Genomic DNA, 18,625 nt, shown 5'->3' on the forward strand with positions numbered 1-18,625 from the left:
CAAGAATGGAAATCGATGTCGCTGCGCCGCTCTGCTCCCCGTCCACGTTTGACTGCGCAGCGAAAGGTCGCGGCCGGGCTCCTCGCCGGCATCGTGGTGCTCGCCCCCGGCGCCCTGGCCTCCCCGGCGATCGCCGCGACGACACCTGCCGAAGCGCCGGCCGGCACCACGCTCAAACTCGCGCTCACGGCCGACATCGACTCCCTCAACCCCTTCAAGGCGATCCTCGCCTCGAGCACGAGCATCCTGGCCCTGCAGTACCAAAACCTCGTGGCGTACGGCTCGGAGAACAACGCGGAGGTCCCGGGCATGGCCGAGTCCTGGAAGACCAGCGACGACGGAACCGTCTGGACCTTCCACCTGCCGGCCGATCGCGAATGGTCCGACGGCGAGCCGATCACCGCGCAGGACGCGGAGTGGACGTTCCAGGCCATCCAGAACAACGATGAACTCAAGCAGGCGAACGGGGCGCTGCTCACGAGCGTTGAGAAGGTCGAGGCCACCGACGACGAGACCCTCGTGATGACCCTCGCCGAGCCGCAGGCGCCGAACCCCGGCACCCAGCTGCCGATCATGCCCGAACACGTGTGGTCCCAGGTCGACGACCCCGCCGCGTTCATGAATGACACGGATGCCGTGGGTTCCGGCCCGTTCACCGTCGTGAACTACGACAAGACCGCGGGCGTCACGATGAAGGCGAATCCCAACTTCTGGCAGGGTGAGGCGAAGATCTCCGGCATCACCTTCGCGCCCTACAAGAACAGCGACGCCGCTGTGCAGGCGCTGAAGACCGGCGAACTCGACGTGGTGAACGGCCTCACGCCGGCCCAGTTCCAAGCCCTCGAGAACGAACCCGGAATCACGACGAACGCCGGAACCGGCCGCCGCTACCAGGCGATCGCCATCAACCCTGGCACCGAGACCGCCGACGGAACAGCGATGGGCGACGGCAACGCGGCCCTGCACGACGTCGAGCTGCGCCGCGCCATCGCGATGGCGATCGATAGCGCCACCCTGCTCGAAAAGGTCATGCAGGGACTCGGCGAGGAGGCCACCGGCGAGGTGCCAGCGGCCTACCCGGTGTACCAGATGGACGACACGGACCTCTCACTCGCCTACGACCCCGAGGCGGCCAACGCCCTGCTCGATACGGCCGGCTACCCGATGGGGGCCGACGGGCTGCGGGTCGACAAGAACGGCACGCCTCTGGAACTGCGCCTGATGGGCCGCAACACCGACCCGATCCACCAGCAGATGGCGGACTACGTGAAGCCCTGGCTCAAGGTGATCGGCATCGATGTCAGCACCGTCATGAAGGCATCCGCCCAGGTCAACGACGACTCGGTGCTCGGCAACTACGACCTCTACTTCACCGGATGGGGCATGGGACCAGACCCTGACTTCCAGCTCTCCATGAACCAGTGCAGTTCGCGGCCGAATGCCGACGGCACGGGAGCCACGTCGGAGAACAACTTCTGCTCCGCCGACTTCGATGCTCTCTTCCTCGAGCAGCACTCCGAGCTCGATCAGGACACTCGCAGCGAGCTCGTGAACGATGCGCAGCAGATGATCTACGACGCCGCGGTCAACAAGGTGCTGTACTACGCGAACGCTCTCGAGGCCTATCGCTCAGACCGCTTCGAGCCGTTCACCACCCAGCCGGCGCAGGGCGGCGTGATCACCGGCCAGAACGGGCCGTGGGGCTACTACAGCGCCACACCCGTTGGTCTCGCGTCCACCGGATCCGAGAGCGACGCGGGCGGGAACCCCTTCGTGGTCGGCGTGCCGATCGCACTCGCGGTGATCATCGGGGCGGGGGCGTTCCTGTTCATCCGTCGTCGCCGCTCCACCGCAGACGAACGCGCCTGACATGACGCAACTGCTCGTCGACGAGGCGGCGGCACCGGTGCGGGCGCCCCGCCGTGGCTCGTCGTGGCTGCGCTATATCGGGCTGAAGGCGGGCGGCGCCGCCGTCTCCCTCGTGATGGTGGTGATGCTCGGCTTCTTCGCCTTCCGCATTCTGCCGGGTGACCCCGTGCGCTCACTCGCCGACGGCCGCCAGGTCACGGCAGAGCAGATGGATATTCTGCGCCGGCAATACGGGCTCGACCAGCCGATGCTCGTGCAGTTCTGGCGCTACCTGACCGATCTCTTCCAGGGCAAGCTCGGCGAGTCCTACACCTACAACCGGCCGGTGATGGAGCTGATCCTGGACCGGATTGGCCCCACCCTGCTGCTCACCGGCACCGCGGCCCTGCTCTCCGTCGTTCTCGGCCTCTGGCTCGGGCAGCGGGCGGCCTGGCGTCGCGGCAGCGCCTTCGACAAGGCGCAGACCGGCATCGCGCTGGTGTTCTGGTCTGTGCCCACCTTCTGGCTCGGGCTGTTGCTCCTGCTGATCTTCGGCGGCGGCCTGCGTTGGTTCCCCACGGGCGGCATGGTGACGGCGGGGTCCACCGAAACGGGGCTGCCACTGATCTGGGACGTGGCCCGGCACTTGGTTTTGCCGGTGCTCACCCTCGTGGCGGTCGTCTACGCGCAGTACCTCATGGTGATGCGCGCCTCCCTGCTCGAAGAGATGACCTCGGCCTACCTGGTGACAGCGCGGGCCAAGGGCCTGCGCGAGGACGACGTGCGGCGGGGGCACGCCGTTCCCAACGCGCTGCTACCCACGGTCACACTCATCTTCCTGACCCTGGGTGGACTCGTGGGCGGCGCCGTCACGGTGGAGACCGTGTTCTCGTGGCCGGGCCTGGGGTATCTCACCTTCCAGGCGCTCTCCGCCCCCGACTACCCATTGCTGCAGGGCACCTTCGTGGTGTTCTCGGCAATCGTCGTGGTCATGAACTTCTTCGCCGACGTGATGTACCGCGTCTTAGACCCGAGGCTGCGCACAGCATGAGCGACCAGACCCGCACGATCCCTCGAACCGTGAACGTTGCCGCCGCCCGCCGGCGCCAGCGCGCCCGCGAAGTCTGGAAGGAATTCGCCGAGAACCGCGCCGGCCTCGTGGGCCTCGTGGTGCTCCTCGCCGTTATCCTGCTCGCGGTGCTCGCGCCGCTGCTCGCGCCGCAGTCGACCCTCGACGTGACGCAGATCACCGCGCCGCAGAACGACCCGCCGAGCCTCGACAACCCGCTCGGAACCGACCCCGCCGGTCGCTCCGTGCTGGCCTTGCTCATCTGGGGTGCCAGGGTCTCGCTGCTGGTGGGTTTCTCAGCCACGCTCGTGTCGATGGTGATCGGCACCGTGATGGGTATGGCCGCCGGGCATTTCACCGGCGTCGTTCAGGCCCTGCTGATGCGGGTGATCGACTTCTTCCTCGTGGTGCCGAGCCTCGTGCTCGCGATTGTCCTCTCGAGCGTGATCGGCCCCGGCGTGGTCACGATCGTTCTCGCGATCGGCATCACCTCGTGGGCCGGCACCGCCCGGCTGGTGCGATCCCAGACGCTCACCGTCGAGGCACGGCCCTACATCGAGCGCGCATGGGCGCTCGGGGCGTCGGACGCCCATGTGATCGGCAAGCACGTGCTGCCGGCCGTGATGCCGCTCGTGCTCGCGAACACCACTCTCACCGTGGGATCGGCGATCATCGCGGAGTCGACTCTGTCGTTCCTCGGCCTCGGTGACCCGAGCAACATCAGCTGGGGTTCGATGCTCAAGACCGCGCTCGACACCGGAGCGGCCACGGGAGGGTACTGGTGGTACGTGCTGCCGCCCGGCCTCGCCATCGTCGTGGTCGTTCTCTCCTTCACCCTGGTGGGCCGCGCCATGGAATCCGTGATCAACCCCACCCTGCGAGGTCGCTGATGCCCCGGCTCGAATTCAAGGATTTCCGCGTGAGCTACGCGGTGCAGACCGAGAACGGCCCGAGCGAGACAGTGGCCGTCAACGGCGTCAACCTCGTGGTCGAACCCGGGTCGACCGTGGGCATGGCCGGCGAGTCTGGCTGCGGAAAGTCCACCCTGGCCATGTCGGTGCTACGCCTGTTGCCCGGCAACGCCACCCTCGGCGGGCAGGTGCTGCTCGACGGCGAGGCGGTGAACGAGATGACGTGGGGACGCCTGCGCGCCGTGCGCTGGACCGAGGCTGCCATCGTGTTCCAGGGCGCGATGCACTCCCTCAACCCCGTGCGCCGCGTGCGGGACCAGATCGCCGAGGCGCTGTTCGTGCACGCCAAGGACCTCACGCCCGACTTTACGAAGGAGCCTACGCGCCTGGCCCGGGTCGCCGAGCTCCTCGCCCAGGTGGACCTGCCGGCGGCCAAGGGTAGCGCCTTCCCGCACGAGCTCTCCGGCGGACAGAAACAGCGCGTGATGATCGCCATGGCGTTGGCCTGCGACCCCGCCCTGATCATTGCCGACGAGCCCACAACCGCCCTGGATGTGATCGTGCAGGCCCAGGTGCTCGGCCTCCTCACCCGGCTCGTGCGCGAGCGCGGGCTGTCGCTCGTGCTGATCAGCCACGACCTCTCGGTGCTCGCCGCCACGTGCGACCGCATCGTCGTGATGCAGAAGGGCAGCGTCGTCGAAGATGGCCCCTCAGCCGAGGTGATGCGCAACCCGCAGCACCCGCACACCCAGGCCCTCGCATCCGCTTTCCCGCTCGTGGGCGACCGGGCCTCGCGCCGCATTCTTCCCGGCTACGACGCGACGGATGCCGCCGGCCGCGCACCCGGCGACGTGGTGCTAGAGGCCCGCGACCTGTCGGTGCACTTCGCGAGCGGCACCACCTCGGTCGACCGGGTGAGCCTGAGCTGTCGGCGCGGCGAGATTGTGGCGCTTGTGGGGCAGTCCGGCTCGGGCAAGACGACGCTTGCCCGCACCCTGCTCGGGCTGCAGCAGGCGTCGAGCGGCGACGTTCTCTTCGATGGCGCGTGCCTCGAGCGGAAGCGCGCGTCGCTCACCGCGTTCCGGCGCTGCGTGCAATTCGTGCTGCAGGACCCGACGGCCGCGCTCAATCCCAAGCAGACGGTCTACGAGGCCGTCGCGGAGGGGGCGCGCATCCACCGGCTGCCAGGCGACGAACGCGAGCTGGTGTGCGCCGCGCTGCGGAAGGCCGGGCTGAACCCGCCCGAACGCTACCTGTCGGCGATTCCGCAGGAGCTCTCCGGGGGCGAGAGGCAGCGCGTGGTGATTGCCGGCGCCCTCGCCCTCGACCCCGAGTTTCTGGTGGCCGACGAACCCGTGGCAAGCCTCGACGCGTCGGTGCGGGCCGAGATCCTCGCCCTGCTGCTGCGTCTGCGCAGCGAGCTCGGCCTCGGCGCACTCGTGATCACCCACGACCTTGGCCTGGCGTGGAACATCGCCGATCGGGTGGTGGTGATGTTCGAGGGCCGCATCGTGGAGGAGGGACCTGTCGAAGATGTGCTGCTCAACCCGCAGCACGAGTACACCAGGCGGCTGCTCAGCGTGGTGCCCACCCTCGACGCGGACCAGGTCTCGTGACAGGGCACCCCGAACTCGGCCCGCTGCGGCCCGGTGACCGGGTGGGCCTCGTTGCCACGTCCGGAGCGCCCAGCCCGCACAACCTCGCCGAGGCCGTGGCTGTCTTGAGCGGGTGGGGCCTCGTGCCCGTGCTCGGTCGGCACATCGGCGACAGACACCCGCGGGCCTCGTACCTGGCCGGAGCGGATGCCGACCGGGCGCGCGACCTGCAGGACGCCTGGTGCGACGACACCCTGCGGGCGGTCTTCGTGGTGCGCGGTGGCTACGGCGCCGTGCGCGTGCTCGACCTGCTGGACCCCGACCTGTTGCGTTCGGCGCGACCCAAGCCGCTGGTCGGGTCGTCGGACGTGACGGCGGTGCACGAGTACTGGGCCGAGCACCTCGGGCTTGCCACCTGGTTCACGCCGATGGCCGCGACGGGCGCGTTCCTCGATGACGAAACGGCCCGCGCCGGTGTGCGGGAAGCGCTCTTCGAACCCTTCCCCGGTCGCTCGTTGGGGTCGTTCGAGGCCGTCACCCTCGTTCCCGGAACAGCCACCGGCAGCCTGACCGGCGGTAATCTGAGCCTTTTGTCGATGACGCTCGGCGCCCGCGGCCGGCCGACGCCTGGCATCATGGGCCGGAATGCGGGGCGCATCGCCCTACTCGAAGACGTGGGGGAGCCCGTCTACAAGATCGATGGCCTGCTGCACTCCCTGCTGCGTTCGGGCTGGTTCGAGGGCCTCTCCGGCATCGCCCTCGGGTCCTGGACGGACTGCGGCGAACCCGGAGAGGTACGCGCGCTCGTGGAGGAGGTGCTCGTGCCCCTCGGTGTTCCGCTCGTGTGGCAACTCGGCTTCGGTCACGGTTCCGCGGCGCTCAGCGTGCCGCTCGGCGTGCCGGCCACGCTGCATGCCGGGCCGGTTCCTCGACTCGAACTTCACAGACCGTGACACTCCGGGCCCGGCTCGAAGGCCTGCTGACCGCGGCCGTTGCCGCGGGTGTCACTCCGTCAGCCTCGTGCGCGGTGTGGCGCGACGGTGCGGGCGGCGCGGCCGTTGTCGTCGGTGACGCCGTGCGTTTCGGGCCCAACGGCCGGGAGTTGGAGCCGGCCGAACGCACGCCCGCACACTCCGGCACACGTTACGACCTCGCATCCGTCACCAAGGTTGTCACCGCTGTCACGGCGCTCACCCTCGTGCGGGACGGCCTGCTGGCCCTCGACGTTTCGGTGGCGGAGTGGTTGCCCGCGTACCGATCGGACGACAAGCGCGCGGTCACCCTGCGGCACCTGCTCAGCCACACGGCAGGGCTGCCGCCCACCTGGGGCGGCTGGAAACGACCCCCGCCCGGAGGTCGCCCGGGGCTCGTGGCCGACCTGCTCGGGACGCGGCTCGTGTCGGCGCCCGGCACGGCCTTCGGGTATTCCTGCGTGGGCTACAACACAGTGATGGCGCTCGCCGAGGCGGTGACCGGTCAATCGTGGGCCGATCTGGTGGTCGGCAGGGTGCTCGGCGCCGGCAGCGGCCTGGGTTTCCACCCCGATGTTGGGGACTGTGCGGCGACCGAGTACCAGCCGGAGCTCGGGCGCGGCATGGTGCGCGGCATCGTGCACGACGAGAGCGCCTGGTCCCTCGGCGGCGTGGCGGGCAACGCGGGGCTGTTCGGCACGGCTGAGGCGCTGCTGGCCTTCGGCGAGCGGATGCGCGCGGGCCTGCCGGGCGTGCTGGCTGCCGAACTCGAGCAGGAGCTGTGGACGGACCAGCTGCCGCGCCTGCTCCCGCCAGGGGTGACAGGCGCCGGGTACGGCCAGGGGCTCGGCCTGAGAATCGGGCAGCAGCCCTGGATGGGCCGGCCCGAGGCCCGCGGGCACAACGGCTTCACCGGCACCTCGCTGCTGATGGATCGAGAGCGTGGGTTGTCGATCGTGCTGCTCACGAACCGGGTGCACCCGAGCCGCTCCCACTCCGACGTGGTCGGGCTGCGCGCCGCGGTGTCGAACGCGGTCTACGACGCGGGTTGAACCCGAGACCTCGCGGAGCGACGCGACGCCCGCGCCCTTGCCGCGGCTCGCGCGCGCTGTAGCCGCAGCGCGCCGCTACAGGGGCGCGGCCAGCCCCTCGATACCGAGGCCTGGGGAGTCCGCGAGCACGATCGAGTTCGAGTCGTAGTGTGCGCCGCCGCGAACGGGAGTGCCACGCAGCCACAGGCCGCCGTCGAGATCGAGGCCGTTACTGCCGGGTGCGGTATCGGCGAGACTCGAGGCGGCGGCGAGGCTGGCGGCGGCCGCGATGCCCACGGTGCTTTCGAGCATGCAGCCGATCAGAACGCCGAGCCCCGCGCCCTGTGCCTCGGCCACGAGCTTGCGCGCCTCGTGCAGCCCGCCGGTCTTGGCGAGCTTGACGTTCACCATGGAAGCGGCCTCAAGCCGAATGAGCGTGCGCAGGTCGGCGAGCGTCCACACCGATTCGTCGGCCATTACGGGCGTCTCGACCCGGGAGGTGACGAACGCAAGCCCCGCCCAATCGGCGGCGCCCACCGGCTGCTCCACGAGCTCGAGGCCGACCCCGGCGTCTTCGAGGGCGTGGATCACGTCGACGGCCCGTTCGGGCGAGAATGCCTGGTTGGCGTCGACTCGCAGCACCACGTGGGGGCCGACCGCATCGCGCACGGCCCGGAGGCGCGCGACCTGGTCGCCGTCTGCGCCGAGTTTGATCTTGATGCACCGGAACCCCTCGGCAATGTGGGTGCGGGCCGCGGCCGCGAGGGCGGCGGGGTCGCCCACTGAGAGGGTCATGTCGGTCGTGATCGCGGGTACGTCGCCCCCGAGCACGCGATAGAGCGGAAGCCCCGCCTGCTGTGCCGTGAGGTCGTGCAGGGCACAATCCACCGCCATGCGCGCGGTCGCAGGGGCGGGGCTGTGGCCGAGCTCCTCCGCCAGCGCGAACCAGTCGTCGAGGTTTCTGCCGAGCACGAGGCCACGCAGGCTGCCGTCGATGGCGGCGGTCACGTCATCCGTCGTCGACTTCGTCACCCTGCTGATCGGAGCCTCACCCCAGCCGTGGCGCCCGTCGGAATCCGTGAGCTGCACGAGAACCGTCTCGAGCTCCGTGGCGCTGCGCACGGCGGTCGTGAACGGGCGCAGCAGCGGCACGCGCACCCTGTGCACCTCGAGCCGCGTGATGAGGGTCATGCTATTCGGGAGCCCACTCGCTACGCAGAATGGCGTAGACGCACAGGCCGCTCCACTCGCCCTTGAAGAATTCGCTCTCCACGAAGGTGGCTTCGAGGCGCATGCCCAGACGCAGGCACAGGGCAACGGATGCCTCGTTGCGCGGGTCGACCTCGGCGAAGACCCGGTGGGCGCCGACCTCGTCGAAGGCGAAGGCCAGAGTGGCCCTCGCGGCCTCGGTGGCGAAGCCCCTGCCGTGAAAGTCGGGGTGGAACACCCAGCCGATGGCGACCTGCCGGTGCTCGACGCTCTTGAGGAACACGCTCATGTCGCCGATCACCCGGCCGGCGACGCCCCCACCGCCGGGCAGTTCCGCGGCGAGGATGAGCAGGTCGTCGTCGTTCTGTATGTGCGTGAAGCCGGCCCGTTTCAGGGTGTGCTCGCGGGACTCGGCGCGGTCGCGCACCGGCCACGGCAGATACCGCACGATCTCGGGGAGGGACTGGTATTCGTACACGTCCGCGGCATCCGCTTCGGTGAGCGGTCGCAGCAGCAGGCGCTCGGTGTGGATCGGGAGTGCCACGATCGGAAGAGTCACGACGTCACCCGAGCGTCGCTCCGCTGTCGCGGCTTGCGCCCGCTACAGCGGCAGCGGCCCGCCATACCGGCGCGGGTTTCCTGTGCACCGCGCCGCTCGCGCGGTTTGCGCCCGCTATAGCGGCAGCGCGCGGCCGCAGCAGCGCGGCCAGCCCGAGCGGATGTCGTCACGAGGGGTCAGGACGCGGCGGGAGCGGCCGTGGGGGCGGCATCCGTTGCCGAGGCGGCGGCGGGAAGCTCGACCTGAACGCCGAAGAGGGCGTCGAGCCCGGTGAGGTAGGACTCCTGCTCTCCGGCGCGGGCGAGTTCGCGGGCGCGCACCATGGGAGTGTGCAGGAGCACACCCGTGAGATGGCGCAGCGCCTGTTCGGTCTGCTCACTCGAGTCGCCGCGGCTACGCGCCCTGGCAATCTCGGCGTCGCGCAGCTCGAAGATGTAGGTGCGCAGCGCCACGACGGCGGGGGCCAGGCTCTGCTCCTCGGCGACTGCGGAGAACTTGCGGGCGGCGCGGCCCACGAGCTCGCGGGCCTCGTCGGTGGCGTTGAGCTCTTCGAGGGGAGCGTGGATGCTGATGGTTTCGAGGTCGAGCAGCTCGACTCCGGTAACGTCGACGACGTTGGGTGCCACGTTGCGCGGCAGGCCCAGGTCGATGATGAGCTGCGGCGGCGCCTCGGGGGCGGCATCGGCGGGGCAGAGGCTCACGGTGTCGGAGGCGGTCGCGATGCTGCGGGCGTTTACGCCCACCTCGACGCGGCCCTGGAGGATGAGGTCGGCGTCGATCACGTGGTCTTCGGCGAGGGTGCAGGTGACCACAACATCCGCGCGGGCCACCTCGCCAGCGAAGTCGTCGACGCCGACGGCCTCGATGCCGTGCGACGACGCGAACTTCAGGGCGCGGCCGGACGGGGAGTAGACGCGCACGTTTTCGGCGCCGCGGTCGCGGAGCGCGGCGAGGGAGGCGCCGGCGTAACGGCCGGTGCCCACGAGCAGCACCCGGGCCTCTGCCCAGTCGCTGACGCGGCTTTCGGCGAGTTCGAGGGCGAGGCGCACCAGTGAGCGGCCGGCCGAACCGATGCCGGTACGGTTCTTCACACCGCGGGAGGTCTGGGAGGCGCGCTGGAACAGTCTCTCGAGCTCGGGGCTCGTGGTGCCGGCGGCGCGGGCCTGCTCGAGGGCGCGGCGCACCTGGCCGGCGATCTCACCCTCGCCCACGACAACGGATTCGAGGCCGCTCGTCACGGCGAAGAGGTGCTCGGCCACGCCGTTGCCGTGCAGCAGGGTGAGGGTGTCGCGCAGCATGTCTTCCGACACGCCGGTGTTCGCGCTCACGGCTTCGATCGCCGCGTACACGGCGGGAAGCGGCGAGACCCCGTATGGCTCGTCGAGGTCGAGGTACGCCTCGAAGCGGTTGCAGGTGGCCACGATCACGGCGCCGGTGAGCGCGTCGTGCTTGGCGACCATGTGACTGGCCGTTTCGCCGCCGCCCACAGAAAGCATCTCCAGCACGTCGAAGCTGGAGTTCTTGTGGCTTGCGGACAGCAAAATTAGCACGATTGAATTCTAGAGCGTGTGGCTGGGAGCTTCGACTCGCCGGTTTCAGGGATATTTGAGAGAATGTACCCGATGATCCTCGACGCGCAGCACCCTCTGTCCTCCGGCGTGACTGCCGGCTCCCGCCTGATTCGGGCCTACCAGGGAACCCGCCCCGACGTGACGCCCGTGTGGTTCATGCGTCAGGCCGGCCGTTCGCTACCCGAGTACCGCGATCTGCGGGTGGGAACTCGCATGCTCGACGTGTGCCTCGACCCCGAACTCGCGAGCGAGATCACCCTGCAGCCGGTGCGTCGCCACGGAGTGGACGCGGGCATCTTCTTCAGCGATATCGTGGTGCCGCTCAAGCTCGTCGGCGTCGACGTGGAGATTGTTCCCGGTAAGGGCCCGGTGCTCGGTAAAGCCGTGCGCACGCCAGCAGATGTCGCCGAGCTCGTGGCCCTCGACCCTGCCGTTCTCGACGAGGCCCTCGAACCCATCCGCCGGGCCGTTGGACTCGCCGTCTCACAGCTCGGCTCGACGCCGCTGATCGGCTTCGCCGGCGCCCCGTTCACGCTCGCCGCGTACCTCGTGGAGGGTGGCCCGTCGAAAGACCACATCCACGCCCGCACGCTCATGCACTCCGCGCCCGAGGCGTGGGAGCAGCTGATGAACTGGACCGCCGACGTGACGGGGCGCTTCCTGCGCGCCCAGGTCGTGGCCGGCGCGAGCGCCGCCCAGCTGTTCGACTCCTGGGCCGGGGCGCTCTCGCTCGCCGACTATGCGGCATCCGTTGCCCCCGCGTCCACGAAGGCGATCGCCCACGTGCGTGACCTCGGCTACACCGAGGCCGACGGCACCGAACGTAATGTGCCGATCGTGCACTTCGGGGTGGGGACCGGCGAACTGCTCAAGGAAATGCACAACATCGGCGCCGACGTGGTGGGCGTGGACTACCGCGTTCCCCTCGACGAGGCCAACCGGCGCCTCGGCGGGCGCGTACCGGTGCAGGGCAACGTCGACCCGGCGCTGCTCTCGGCACCCTGGCCCGTGCTCGAGGCCCACGTGCGCGATGTTCTCGAACGCGGCCGCACGGCGCCGGCCCACGTGCTCAACCTCGGCCACGGCGTGCCGCCGGAGACCGACCCCGACGTGCTCACCCGCCTCGTGTCGCTCGTGCACGACGTGAGCGCCGAGAACTAACCCCTCCCGGGAATTTGCCGAGACTTCCAGTGGCCGATTCAGGAGAAGTTCGGGATTATCGGCGATATCCGCCCGAGGCGCAGGCTTTCGCGGCGGATTTCCTGAATTGGCCACGGGCAGGGCGCTGCTGAGGCCGGGGTGCGCCCCGTGATCGAAAGGATTCTCATATGACCGACGTCATCGTGATCGGCGGGGGCGTGGCGGGCCTCGTGGCCGCACGCGCCTGCGCCCGGCTGGGCCTCAGCGTGAGCATCATCGAGGCAACGGATGCCGTGGGCGGGCCGGTCGCCGGCCACGACCTCGCCGGCCTGCACCTCGACAGCGGCACGGAGAGCTTCGCCGTACGCGGCGGAACCGTGGCCGCCTTCATCGAGGAACTCGGCCTCACCGACGAGATCGTCGCCCCCAACCCGGCCGGTGCCTGGCTGCACCTGCCCGCTCTCGGCGGCAAGCCCGGCTCGGTGAGCGTTCCGCTGCCGAAGGCCGGCGTGCTCGGGATTCCCGGCTCGCCGCTCGCGGACGACGTTCGTCGCGTCGTGGGCTGGAGTGGCTCCCTGCGCGCCTATGTCGACCGGTTGATGCCTGTGCTCACGATCGGCCGGGAGCACAGCCTGGGCGACCTTGTGGCCAAGCGGATGGGTCGCCGCGTGCTCGAACGACTCGTGGAACCGGTGGCCTCCGGCGTGTATACGACCTCGTCCCGCGACCTCGAGATCGACGTGGTCGCCCCCGGGCTCAACCGCGCGCTTACGACGGCGGGCTCCCTCTCGGGCGCCGTCTCCGCCCTGCGCGATGCCGCCCCGGCCGGCTCGGCCATCGGTGGGCTGCGCGGCGGCATGTCGAGGCTTCCCGCCGCGCTCGTGGCCGACCTGACGCACTTCGGCGCCACGATCGAAACCGGGCGCATGGCGACCGCGCTCCTGCGTACGGGCGCCACCGAAGAGCCGCGCTGGGTCGTCACCCTCGCCGAACCGGCGGACACGCCCGAGGACGGCGCCGAGGCATCCGCTTCGGCCGGTGACACGTCACGCGAGGCGCGCTTCGTGATAGTGGCGACACAGGGTGCCCAGGCCCTGCGCCTGCTCGCACCCCTTGGCGAGGCGCACGACGCGTTGAGCGAGCTTGAGTGGCCGGGCCCGACCGCTGTCACCCTCGTCACCCTCGTGCTCGACGCGCCAGCCCTGAATGCGCACCCGCGTGGCACCGGCGCGCTCGTGGGCGTCGACACCCCCGGCGTGACGGCAAAGGCCCTCACCCACGTCACCGCAAAGTGGTCGTGGGTGGCCGCTGCGGCGGGTGCCGACCGACACGTCGTGCGGCTCTCCTACGGTCGCGCGGGCGAACCGAGCCCCACCGAGCGGCTGGGCGACGATGAACTGCAGGCGCTGGCACTCCGCGACGCGAGCGCCATTCTGGGCCTCGAGCTGAACGAGCGGATGCTGCGCGGGTTCGCTCGAACGGAGTGGCGCGACGCACTTTCCCCGGCCACACTCGGCGCACCCGAACGCGTCGCGAAGGTGCGCGAGGTGCTCGCCGACACTCCCGGGATCGATGTGACGGGGGCCTGGCTGGCGGGCACAGGGCTGGCCTCCGTCATTCCGGACGCCCTCGCCGCTGCAGGCCGGATCCGGCAGGCTTCGCTCGGCCTCTGACCGGCCGCCAAGCACGGTTGTGCGACGATTCGGCCTGATCCGCCGTGCATTCACAGCCGCAACCGGGTTACTCTATGGGTTACCTGAACCTCGAAGAATTGGAGTCTCAATGCGCGGAAAGCTTCTGTTCATCACGGGTGGACTCGTCGGTTATGTGCTCGGCGCGCGTGCCGGCCGCAAACGTTACGACCAGATCGCCTCCGCTGCGAATGACCTCTGGAACGCTCCTCCCGTGCAACGGCGGGTGAACGAGGCACGCGACTTCGGTCTCGAGCTCGTGGGCGACATTCCGGGCGTGCTTCTCGATGCCGGCAAGAAGATTTTCTCCTCCGTTTCGAGCAAGGCGACGCAGGGCAAAACGTCCAGTACGGCGAAGACCGGAGACAAGCCCACGGCAGCTCGCACGGCGGCGACCAAGGCTGCCACGACCAAGGCTGCCACGACCAAGGCTGCCGCCGCCAAGTCTGAATCCACCAGCTCGGACTGACGGGCTTCAGCCCGGAGCGTGGCTAACCACGAGAGCGTGTGTAACATCTGTGTCAGCCGGGTCACCTCAGAAACCGTGTCACTGCATTCACCACAACGCCGTTCAAAGACTGCGTCCAATAGCGCTGGGAAGGGTCACTCGTGACTACTAGTGGATTCAACCCGAAGAGCAAGCGCTCACTGATCGCGCTGCTCTCGGAACTTCCGGGTCAGATCAGCGATCTGGTGCGCGCCGAGCTGGAGGCCTTTAAGGCTGAATTCGCGAGCAAGGCGAAGAATTTCGGCGTGGGCGCCGCGCTCTTCATCCTGGCGGCCGCGATCGGCTTCTTCGCCCTGGGCGTTCTCGTGGCGTTGCTCATCATCGTGTTCGCGCTGTTTCTGCCTCTGTGGCTCGCCACTCTCATCGTGCTCGTACTGCTGCTGGCGATGGCCGCGATTCTCGTGCTGATCGGGGTCAACCGGGTCAAGGCGGCTACCGCCCCCGACCCGGAAGGCGTGCACGCGAGTCTCCGTAACGACGTCGACGCATTCAAAGGGGTAGGCCGCTATGAAAACTGACAAGACCCACGACGAATCCGCGGCCAACGAGCCGCACGGCAAGGCCGAGCTGCGGGCCGAGGCGATGCACGCCCGTGCCCAACTCGCGAGCACCCTTGATGCCATTGAGTACAAGCTCAATGTTCCGAAACAGCTGAGAATAACCAAGCGGCGCATCCGCCTGGCCATGATCCGTCTCGGCGACGACAACCCGGCGGCTCTCGCCGGGATCGCCCTGACTGCGGCAGTGTCGGTGGGTACCGTCGTCTGGCTGGGCGCGCGGGCCGTGCTGACGACGCGCCGCTAGGCATCCGTCGCCCGGTCTGGGGCAGGCGGCGACCGCGGTGCATTTTGCTGCGGGACCCTTTTGAGAGCAGACTAGGGTTATGACTCACCCGGCTGCCGGAGAGGCAGTAGACCCTACCAAGACCGCACCTTCCACCAATGCCGAGGTCCCCGAAGCCTCGCCACAGGGATACACCCTTTTCACCGTTTCGCGAAGAGACCCGCACAACCCCGACGACCTCGACGGTCGTGATGTTCCGAAGGCCGTGAACGAGCTCGACGACATCATCGCACTCGTTGAAGCCGAGGGCGTGACCGTGCGCGGCTTCTACGACGTATCCGGCCTCAAGGCCGACGCCGACGTGATGATTTGGACCCATGCGGAGAACGCGGAGACCCTGCAGTGGGCCAACCGCGAGCTGCGCCGCAGCCGGCTGCTCAAGAGCCTGCTGCCCACCTGGAACGCAATGGGCGTGCACCGCGACGCCGAATTCAATAAAAGCCACGTGCCCGGCTTTCTGCGCGGCGAGGCGCCTCGCGCCTGGCTCACGGTCTACCCCTTCGTGCGCAGTTTTGAATGGTACCTGCTTCCCGACGCCGAACGCAGCAGCATGCTCGCCGACCACGGCCGTAAGGGTGCCGCCTACCGCGGAGCTCTCGCCAACACGGTCTCCGCCTTCGCCCTCGGCGACTACGAGTGGCTGCTGCCAATCGAGAGCGACGAACTCACCGAGCTTGTCGACCTGATGCGCGGCCTTCGCGACACCGAAGCGCGACGCCACGTGCGCGAGGAGATCCCGTTCTTCACCGGGCGCCGCATCTCCACCGCCGAACTGGTCGAGGTGCTGCAGTAATGACCGCATACGACGCAATCCTGCTCGCCGGTTTCGGTGGGCCAGAAGGCCAGGACGACGTGATTCCGTTCCTGCGCAACGTCACGCGCGGCCGCGGAATCCCCGAGGAACGCCTCGAGGCCGTCGCCACGCACTATCGTCATTTCGGCGGCGTGAGCCCCATTAACGACCAGAACCGCGTGCTTAAGGCTGCCCTTCAGGCCGAGCTCGATCGGCGTGGCATCGACCTGCCCGTGATCTGGGGCAACCGTAACTGGGCGCCGTACCTCAGTGACACCATCAGCGAGGCGCACGACGCCGGCCGGAACAACCTGCTAGCGATTGCCACGAGCGCCTACAGCTCATACTCCGGTTGTCGCCAGTACCGTGAGGACTTCGCGGCGGCCCTCACCACCACGAACCTCGAGGGAGTGGTGCACATCGACAAGATCCGCCAGTTCTTCGATCACCCCGGTTTCGTCATGCCCTTCGTGACGGGCGTCACGCAGGGGCTGGCGGATGTCGCGGCGGCTATTCCCGGCATCGACCTCGACACCGAAGTGGAGATTCTGTTCTCCACGCACTCCATCCCCATGACCGACGCCAACAAGAGCGGCCCGTCCGAGCGAGGCTTCGGGGAGGGTGGCGCTTACGCGGCGCAGCACATGGCCGTGGCCCAGGTGGTCATGAACGGCCACAAGACCCCCTGGCAGCTCGTCTTCCAGTCGCGCAGCGGCCCGCCCAGCATGCCGTGGCTTGAGCCCGACATCAACGATGCCATCGCCCTGCTGCCCGAGCGCGGCATCCGTGCGGTGGTCATCGTGCCGCTCGGCTTCGTGAGTGACCACATGGAGGTCATGTGGGACCTCGACAACGAGGCGATGGAGACGAGCGAGAAGCACGGAATTTTCGCCGTGCGCGTTCCCACGCCCGGAGTGTCCCCCGACTTCGTCGCCGGCCTGATCGACCTCGTAGAGGAGCGCCTCAACGACACCGCCGCTGAGGATCGCCCCGCGATGACCGAGCTCGGCCCCTGGTACGACGTGTGCCGCCCCGGGTGCTGCGAGAACGTGCGACTCGGCTTCAAGCCCGCGGTTGCCGGGATGGCACCGTGAGCGTCATCCGTGTGGGCACGCGCAGCAGCGCGCTCGCCTTGGCGCAGACCACCACGATCGCCAACCGTATCGCGGCGTCCTCGGGCGCTGAGGTCGAGATCGTGCCCATCGTCACGCACGGCGACACGTCGACCGACTCCCTGTCGAGTCTCGGGGGCACCGGGGTGTTCGCGAGTGCCCTGCGGGAGGCCCTGCTGAACGACGAGTGCGACCTCGTCGTGCACTCGCTCAAGGACCTGCCCACGGACGTCTACCCCGGTCTCGTCATCGGTGCCACGCCCAAGCGAGCAGATGCTCGTGACGCCCTGTGTGCGCGCAATGCCTGGACCCTCGAGACCCTGCCGGAGGGCGCGAAGGTCGGCACCGGCTCGCCGCGCCGAATGGCGCAGCTGCGCGAGATCCGTCCCGACCTCACAGTCGTCGACATCCGCGGCAATATCGACACACGCCTCGGTCGCCTCGTCGAGGGCGACCTCGATGCGGTTGTACTCGCCGCGGCGGGTCTCGGCCGTCTCGGCCGCCTCGACGGAGCCTGCACCGAACTGCTCGAGATCTCCGACTGGCCGACCGCGCCCGGGCAGGGCGCCCTCGCCATCGAGGTGCGAGAGGGAAAGCTCGACCGAGTGCTGGCATCCGCTCTCGCCGCAATCAACCACGCCACGACCGAGGCCGTCACCACGGCCGAGCGGCTCGTGCTCGCCCGGCTCGAGGCCGGCTGTGCCGCCCCGATCGGCGCCACCGCTGTGATCGACACCGGGCTGTTCTTTCTCACCGCAACCGTTTACAGCCCCGACGGCACCCGCAAGATCACCAGCTCGCACGCGGCGACTCCGGAATCGCACTCCGTGCGCGACCTCCTCGACGCGGCACACGACATCGCTGAACGCGTCGCCACCGACCTCCTGGCCGGCGGCGCGGCCGAATTCGCACCGCTGAAAGTGAACAAGTGACCTCTCGACATCCCCTGCCCAAGCCGCTCGCCGGTTGGCGTGTTCTCGTTCCGCGCGGCGGGCCGTGGGGCGACCAGGTGGCCGCCAGCTTGCGTGCGAAGGGTGCTCTGCCGATCGTGGCCCCCATGATCAACTTCGCCGCGACCGACGACGCTCCCGCCCTCAACGAGGCGCTCACCCGCCTCGCCGCGGGCGATTTCGACTGGATGACGATCACGAGCGCGACGACCGTCGACGTCTTATCGTCGCACCGCGCGGTCGTTGCCCCCGGTACGCGCATTGCGGCCGTCGGCGAAACTACCGCGGCGGCGCTCATCGCCGCCGGCTACCACGTGGACATCGTGCCCTCGGAGGACAACTCCGCGCGCGGACTGCTCGAGGAATGGGAGACGGCCACCGCCGGCGTCATCCCGTTGCGGGTGCTCACTCTGCGCAGTGAGATTGCCAAGCCGCTGCTCACCGAGGGGCTGCGACGCATCGGCCACGACGTGGAATCGGTCGTGGCGTATCGCACGATCGGTGTTCCGGTCAGCGACCGGGTGGTCGCCGACGTCACGGCCGGACTTGTGCAGGCGGTGCTCGTAACGAGTGGCAGCGTCGCGCGCCAGGTGCGAGACCAGTTCGGCGACATTCCCGAGAACACCCTCGTGGCGTGCATCGGGCCGCAGACAGCGAAGGACGCTCGGGCCATGGGGCTGCGCGTCGACGTGATCGCCGCCGAGCGCAGCTCCGAAGCGCTCATCGCGGCCCTCGTGCGAGCCGCGGAAGAGCGCTAACCGCTAACCCCGCCGGTCGAGCCGCCGTCCCGTCTCCGTTGGTCGAGCAGCGCCGTCTACGGCGCG

18 protein-coding genes are annotated in these 18,625 nt (G+C 69.1%); 15 read left to right on the forward strand and 3 right to left on the reverse strand.

What is annotated here, in order from left to right:
- The first annotated feature begins 48 nt into the window (after positions 1 to 48).
- The 6 genes from BJ997_RS19035 to BJ997_RS19060 are packed head-to-tail and all read left to right on the forward strand — an operon-like array spanning position 49 to position 7,446.
- Positions 49 to 1,869: an ABC transporter substrate-binding protein gene (locus BJ997_RS19035; protein WP_035835858.1), complete on the forward strand. Its 1,821-nt coding sequence runs from the start codon at positions 49 to 51 to the stop codon at positions 1,867 to 1,869.
- 1 nt (position 1,870) lies between these two features.
- Positions 1,871 to 2,899 (forward strand): ABC transporter permease, encoded by a 1,029-nt coding sequence (locus tag BJ997_RS19040; RefSeq protein ID WP_035835806.1) that lies wholly within the window; start codon positions 1,871 to 1,873, stop codon positions 2,897 to 2,899.
- Complete coding sequence (locus tag BJ997_RS19045) at positions 2,896 to 3,807, forward strand: ABC transporter permease (RefSeq protein ID WP_052542060.1); 912 nt, start codon at positions 2,896 to 2,898, stop codon at positions 3,805 to 3,807. The genes BJ997_RS19040 and BJ997_RS19045 overlap by 4 nt, the downstream gene beginning before the upstream one ends.
- A 29-nt stretch (positions 3,808 to 3,836) precedes the next feature.
- Entirely contained in the window at positions 3,837 to 5,444 is a 1,608-nt protein-coding gene (locus BJ997_RS19050; RefSeq protein ID WP_338080933.1) for an ATP-binding cassette domain-containing protein, read from the forward strand.
- A complete protein-coding gene (locus tag BJ997_RS19055) occupies positions 5,441 to 6,376 on the forward strand; it encodes a S66 peptidase family protein (RefSeq protein WP_052542553.1) in 936 nt (311 codons plus the stop codon). The genes BJ997_RS19050 and BJ997_RS19055 overlap by 4 nt, the downstream gene beginning before the upstream one ends.
- Complete coding sequence (locus BJ997_RS19060) at positions 6,373 to 7,446, forward strand: serine hydrolase domain-containing protein (protein WP_035838702.1); 1,074 nt, start codon at positions 6,373 to 6,375, stop codon at positions 7,444 to 7,446. The genes BJ997_RS19055 and BJ997_RS19060 overlap by 4 nt, the downstream gene beginning before the upstream one ends.
- Positions 7,447 to 7,521: 75 nt before the next feature.
- On the opposite strand, the gene BJ997_RS19065 is transcribed toward BJ997_RS19060, so the two are convergent.
- The 3 genes from BJ997_RS19065 to BJ997_RS19075 all read right to left on the reverse strand — a co-directional run bounded on the left by BJ997_RS19065 (position 7,522) and on the right by BJ997_RS19075 (position 10,743).
- Entirely contained in the window at positions 7,522 to 8,616 is a 1,095-nt protein-coding gene (locus BJ997_RS19065; RefSeq protein WP_035838699.1) for a mandelate racemase/muconate lactonizing enzyme family protein, read from the reverse strand.
- Position 8,617: 1 nt separating this feature from the next.
- A complete protein-coding gene (locus tag BJ997_RS19070) occupies positions 8,618 to 9,193 on the reverse strand; it encodes a GNAT family N-acetyltransferase (RefSeq protein ID WP_035838696.1) in 576 nt (191 codons plus the stop codon).
- Positions 9,194 to 9,369: 176 nt separating this feature from the next.
- Positions 9,370 to 10,743 carry a glutamyl-tRNA reductase gene (locus tag BJ997_RS19075; protein ID WP_052542552.1) on the reverse strand — a complete coding sequence of 458 codons (1,374 nt, stop codon included), beginning with the start codon at positions 10,741 to 10,743 and terminating at the stop codon, positions 9,370 to 9,372.
- 72 nt (positions 10,744 to 10,815) lie between these two features.
- On the opposite strand from BJ997_RS19075, the gene hemE reads away from it, so the two are divergent.
- The 9 genes from hemE (at position 10,816) to BJ997_RS19120 (ending at position 18,559) form a co-directional block, all read left to right on the forward strand.
- The gene (gene hemE, locus BJ997_RS19080) at positions 10,816 to 11,925 is read left to right on the forward strand and encodes a uroporphyrinogen decarboxylase (RefSeq protein ID WP_035838694.1); all 1,110 of its coding nucleotides are present in this window, start codon (positions 10,816 to 10,818) and stop codon (positions 11,923 to 11,925) included.
- Positions 11,926 to 12,092: 167 nt separating this feature from the next.
- Entirely contained in the window at positions 12,093 to 13,577 is a 1,485-nt protein-coding gene (locus BJ997_RS19085) for a protoporphyrinogen/coproporphyrinogen oxidase (RefSeq protein WP_035838693.1), read from the forward strand.
- A gap of 109 nt (positions 13,578 to 13,686) precedes the next feature.
- The gene (locus tag BJ997_RS19090) at positions 13,687 to 14,064 is read left to right on the forward strand and encodes a hypothetical protein (RefSeq protein WP_052542550.1); all 378 of its coding nucleotides are present in this window, start codon (positions 13,687 to 13,689) and stop codon (positions 14,062 to 14,064) included.
- A 140-nt stretch (positions 14,065 to 14,204) separates the two neighbouring features.
- Positions 14,205 to 14,621 (forward strand): phage holin family protein, encoded by a 417-nt coding sequence (locus BJ997_RS19095; protein WP_035838692.1) that lies wholly within the window; start codon positions 14,205 to 14,207, stop codon positions 14,619 to 14,621.
- Positions 14,611 to 14,907 carry a DUF3618 domain-containing protein gene (locus tag BJ997_RS19100; protein WP_035838681.1) on the forward strand — a complete coding sequence of 99 codons (297 nt, stop codon included), beginning with the start codon at positions 14,611 to 14,613 and terminating at the stop codon, positions 14,905 to 14,907. The genes BJ997_RS19095 and BJ997_RS19100 overlap by 11 nt, the downstream gene beginning before the upstream one ends.
- Before the next feature lie 79 nt (positions 14,908 to 14,986).
- Positions 14,987 to 15,739, forward strand: coding sequence for a hydrogen peroxide-dependent heme synthase (gene hemQ / locus BJ997_RS19105; protein ID WP_035838659.1), 753 nt, complete (start codon positions 14,987 to 14,989; stop codon positions 15,737 to 15,739).
- A complete protein-coding gene (locus BJ997_RS19110; RefSeq protein WP_035838642.1) occupies positions 15,739 to 16,833 on the forward strand; it encodes a ferrochelatase in 1,095 nt (364 codons plus the stop codon). The genes hemQ and BJ997_RS19110 overlap by 1 nt, the downstream gene beginning before the upstream one ends.
- On the forward strand, positions 16,830 to 17,783 hold the full coding sequence (hemC, locus tag BJ997_RS19115) for a hydroxymethylbilane synthase (RefSeq protein ID WP_035838619.1): 954 nt from the start codon (positions 16,830 to 16,832) through the stop codon (positions 17,781 to 17,783). The genes BJ997_RS19110 and hemC overlap by 4 nt, the downstream gene beginning before the upstream one ends.
- Entirely contained in the window at positions 17,780 to 18,559 is a 780-nt protein-coding gene (locus BJ997_RS19120; protein WP_035838616.1) for a uroporphyrinogen-III synthase, read from the forward strand. The genes hemC and BJ997_RS19120 overlap by 4 nt, the downstream gene beginning before the upstream one ends.
- Positions 18,560 to 18,625: the final 66 nt, after the last annotated feature.

The sequence above is a fragment of the Cryobacterium roopkundense genome (genome assembly GCF_014200405.1).
Classification (GTDB): domain Bacteria; phylum Actinomycetota; class Actinomycetes; order Actinomycetales; family Microbacteriaceae; genus Cryobacterium; species Cryobacterium roopkundense.

Bases quoted from the DNA above. Each gene is read 5' to 3' on its own strand.
- BJ997_RS19040 (WP_035835806.1), top strand. From the start codon at position 1,871: ATGACGCAACTGCTCGTCGACGAGGCGGCGGCACCGGTGCGGGCGCCC.
- BJ997_RS19045 (WP_052542060.1), top strand. From the start codon at position 2,896: ATGAGCGACCAGACCCGCACGATCCCTCGAACCGTGAACGTTGCCGCC.
- BJ997_RS19065 (WP_035838699.1), bottom strand. From the start codon at position 8,616: ATGACCCTCATCACGCGGCTCGAGGTGCACAGGGTGCGCGTGCCGCTG.
- hemE (WP_035838694.1), top strand. From the start codon at position 10,816: ATGATCCTCGACGCGCAGCACCCTCTGTCCTCCGGCGTGACTGCCGGC.
- BJ997_RS19085 (WP_035838693.1), top strand. From the start codon at position 12,093: ATGACCGACGTCATCGTGATCGGCGGGGGCGTGGCGGGCCTCGTGGCC.
- BJ997_RS19090 (WP_052542550.1), top strand. From the start codon at position 13,687: ATGCGCGGAAAGCTTCTGTTCATCACGGGTGGACTCGTCGGTTATGTG.
- BJ997_RS19100 (WP_035838681.1), top strand. From the start codon at position 14,611: ATGAAAACTGACAAGACCCACGACGAATCCGCGGCCAACGAGCCGCAC.
- hemQ (WP_035838659.1), top strand. From the start codon at position 14,987: ATGACTCACCCGGCTGCCGGAGAGGCAGTAGACCCTACCAAGACCGCA.
- BJ997_RS19110 (WP_035838642.1), top strand. From the start codon at position 15,739: ATGACCGCATACGACGCAATCCTGCTCGCCGGTTTCGGTGGGCCAGAA.